The organism is Citrobacter sp. wls826 (assembly GCF_005281245.1).
In the GTDB taxonomy this organism is placed as follows: domain Bacteria; phylum Pseudomonadota; class Gammaproteobacteria; order Enterobacterales; family Enterobacteriaceae; genus Citrobacter; species Citrobacter braakii.
In genome coordinates, this window is sequence record NZ_SZWS01000018.1 from 152,427 (window position 1) to 156,251 (window position 3,825).

General features: G+C 57.9%; 2 protein-coding genes. Both read left to right on the forward strand.

The genetic code is table 11. The annotated features are described in order from the left end of the window. On the forward strand, window positions 1-2,408 hold a 2,408-nt coding region (locus FDW87_RS03390; RefSeq protein WP_252362986.1), incomplete at its 5' end, for a DUF2339 domain-containing protein. Next, the gene (locus FDW87_RS03395) at window positions 2,405-3,799 is read left to right on the forward strand and encodes a DUF3999 domain-containing protein (protein WP_016155850.1); all 1,395 of its coding nucleotides are present in this window, start codon (window positions 2,405-2,407) and stop codon (window positions 3,797-3,799) included. The genes FDW87_RS03390 and FDW87_RS03395, both read left to right, overlap by 4 nt. Window positions 3,800-3,825 lie beyond the last annotated feature (26 nt).

Genomic DNA, 3,825 nt, shown 5'->3' on the forward strand with positions numbered 1-3,825 from the left:
TATCGCCGGAGCCAGTAACTGAGCCGCCGCCTGAGCCCGTTAACACGTGGGTTTCACAGCCGAAGCCGGATAATGCGGCGGTATCTACGCCCGACGTCGAGCGGCCTTCTGCTTTTGGCGGGGTAATGTCATCGCTGGTGCGCTGGTTTATGCAGGGTAACCCGTTGGCAAAGCTCGGTATTTTGCTCCTGTTTTTGGGGCTTTCTTTCCTGCTGCGTTATACGGTCGAACATTCTCTGTTTCCGCTGGAGCTGCGTCTGGTGGCGGCCGCGCTGTTCGCTATTGTGCTGTTGGCGTTGGGCTGGCGGCTGCGGCATAAGCAACCGATCTATGCGCTGATATTACAGGGGGGAGCTACCGGAGCACTCTATCTCACCGTGTTTGGCGCGTTCCGGCTGTGGCAAATGCTGCCAATGACGCTGGCATTTGCGCTGCTGGTGGCGATTTGTGCGGCGAGTGTGGGGCTGGCTATTCTGCAAAAGGCGCTCAGCCTGGCGATGCTGGCAAGTCTTGGCGGTTATCTCGCGCCGCTGTTGCTTTCCACCGGCGGCGGCAGTCATGTCGCGCTCTTCTCATTCTATCTTCTGCTCTCGGTCGGCATTCTCGCCATCAGCATTTGGCAGCACTGGCGGGAGCTTAATCTGCTTGGCCTGCTGTTCACCTTCGGCGTTGGCGGGGTGTGGGGCCTGGAGGGCTATCGACCAGAGTATTACCTGAGTTGCCAACTGTTCCTGATCGCCAACACGATTATTTTTGGCGTGCTGAGCGTGGCGTTGTCGCTCCGGGCGCAGGAAAAAGGCAAACAGATTATTGACGGCGTACTGCTGTTTGCCCCACCGCTGATCGGTTTTGGAATGCAGTATGCCATTACCCGGCATATGGCTTATGGTCCGGCGCTTAGTGCGCTGGGTTACGGTGGTTTCTATCTGGTGTTAGCAAAGTTTGCGTTGCGCCGTTCCTCTTCTCTGGGGAGACCTCTGGTATTGTCCGCCCTGGCGCTCGGTGGTGCGTTTACCACGCTTGCTATCCCGTTGGCGCTTTCAGCCCGTTGGACGGCGATGGCCTGGTCGCTGGAGGGGCTTGGGATCCTCTGGCTGGGCGTGCAACAACAGCAACGACGCATGAGTTATAGCGGTTCGGCGCTGCTCGTGCTGGCCGTGGGCAGCGCGCTATGGGCGCTGGCGAACGGAACAACCGCGCTCTCAGTCATGCTGATTTTTGCCGTGCTCAGCCTCAGTTGGCTGGTTGCTGCTTGGCTATGGCGCAACATTTGGATGCCGGGCAGTTGGGCGCTACTCGCTGGTGGTTTGGTTTTCTGGATTGTTGCGCTCGTTGCGGCATCGCAACTCGTTCTGAAACAGGAGCGGTGGGTACTGTCTGGCGTGCTGGCATTAATGGCGGTATCGAGCTGGGGCTGGCGAAGTATCGCGGGTCGCCTGGCGTGGCGGGAGCTGGATGCCAGTAAATGGCTGCTGTGGCCGATGATGCTGGTGATGCTGATGTATCAGATCGCTGTACAGCAGATTTTTGCGGCGGGCTGGCCGAATCTGGCCTGGTGCGCGGCGCTAATTGTTGCGGTAGCGCTGCTCTGGCGTGATGCACAAATATTACCGCCAATGCTTTCCAGACTGGCGCATTTATCGTTCTTCTGGATGATTTTACTGGCGCTCGCGGTTGAACTGTTCTGGTTCGCGCAGGGGCTGCCGTGGGGAAGGGCTGCGTGGGGTAGCGGCCTGATGATGGCGGTTGGCGGGCTGCTTATTTTCCTGATTTATCAGTCTGTTCATCGACAAATCTGGCCGTTTCGCATCTGGCCGGCCCTCTATTCTGTTCAGGCGATGGTTCCCGTTGTGCTGGTGCTGGTCGGTCTGCTCGTGCTGACGAATTTACAAGATGGCGTGGTTTATCGTCAGACTTATCTGCCGTTGCTCAACCCGCAGGAAGAGGGCGCAGCTTTTGCCCTGCTGGGCTTGGTGGTGTTTTATCGCGCGTCTGAACGCTATTTCCCGGTGCAGCTTTCGGTATGCCGCCCATGGCCGGTTGTGGCGCTGATGGCGCTCAGCTTTTGGTGGCTCAATGGTGTGCTGCTGCGCGCATTGTCCTGGTATGGCGAGGTTGCGTGGCGTGTAGACGCACTATGGGATTCACGGCTGATTCAAACCTGTTTTGCTCTGTTCTGGATGCTGGCGGCATTGGTGGTGATGCTGCGGGCGACCCGGCGCCGCTCGCGTCGGGAATGGCTGTGTGGCGCGGTATTGTTGGGGATAGTCATTGTGAAACTGATGCTGGTGGACAGCGCAGGAGGCGGCGGCCTGGCGCGCGCGGTTGCGTTTATCGGCGTGGCCATTCTGGTGTTGATTATCGGGTATTTTTCACCATTACCGCCCAAAGCTGGAGAAGAAAAATGAAATGGATGAAAGCGGTGTTATGCAGCGTACTGCTGGGCGCGACAGGCGCGGCGGTAAGCAGCGATGAAGTGAAAGAGTCTCCGGCGGACTACGTAACGGGGGTGACGCTGGAAACTACGGGCACATCGCCGTGGTATCGCGTTTCGCTACCTCCGGCGGTGTATCCGGGTACCGCCTGGGCGGATTTGCGCGATGTCCGGGTCTTTAACCATCTGGGGGAGACGGTGCCGTTTACTCTGGTGGCGCAGAAAACCCAGCCCGTTACGCCAGAGGCAGTGGCGCTGCGTTTTTTCCCGCTTGATATGTCACCGGTTGCGCCGCGTGAGGAGGGGCAACGAGGCGGAGACGCTATTGTTTTACGTTCGAAGAGCGGCATTGAAATTCATTTGCAAAGTGATGATGTCAAAGCGCTCGGCCAGAGCTATTTACTGACGCTCCCGGAAGAGACGAAAGATGCCTTTTCACTGGCGCAGTTACGCCTGAACTGGGACTCGCAGGCGGGCAACTGGCAGGGGAAAGCCTCGGTTTATGCAAGCAGTGATTTGCGCTACTGGCGACCCGTGCAGGAAGATGCGCCGTTAATGGATCTGACGCGTGATAACGATCGCCTGAAAATGGACACCATCAGCGCCAGCCTCACGCTCTCTGTGGAGGCGACTCGCTACCTGCTGGTGATCCTCGACTCGCAAAGTCCGGCGCTGACGTTAAACAGCGTGAGCGCGATAGCGGCCAGCAGCGAGCCGGAATCCGAGCGTATCGTGATTGAAGCCCAGGGGAATAAGGTTTCGGATGACGAAGCCGTCTGGCGATGGGCGCAGCCCCAGCCGCTGACCTCGCTTCGCATCGATCTGGAAAGTGAAGGTGTTTTACCGGTGGAACTGGCCTGGCGCAGCGCTGAAAAAGAGCCCTGGCAGCCGCTGACAAAAACCATGCTTTACAATCTGGACTGGAGGAGTGCGGAAGATATTCATCTTTCCGGTCAGTTGGTTGAGGCCGTCCGGATGACGACCATTAACGCCCGGTTGCCAGAGAGGCTGCCTGAGTTGAGCGGCATGCGCGACAGTTATCAACTGGTGTTTAATACGCAGGGCAAAGGGCCTTATATGCTGGCGTGGGGAAACCGGGCGGCGAAAAAGGCTGATGTTGGTCTCGATATGCTGATCCCGGCGTCGCTGCGTAAATCGCAGGAGATAGATTATCTACCGTGGGCGACTCTTCAGGAGAGCGTGGCGCTTGGTGGTGAAGCGCGATTGACGGCAACGTCAGTAGCTGAGCAACAAAGCCAGTGGAAAACGCTGTTGGTGTGGGGGGCGTTAATTCTTGGGGTCGCCGTACTGGCGCTTATGGCGTGGCGAATCTGGCGTGAAGTGAAAAAGGATAATCCGACATAGACCAATAAAAAAGGCCCGCATTTGCG

What these genes read in the sequence shown, in the direction of transcription:
- FDW87_RS03395 (WP_016155850.1), top strand. Translation starts at nt 2,405, where the DNA reads ATGAAATGGATGAAAGCGGTGTTATGCAGCGTACTGCTGGGCGCGACA.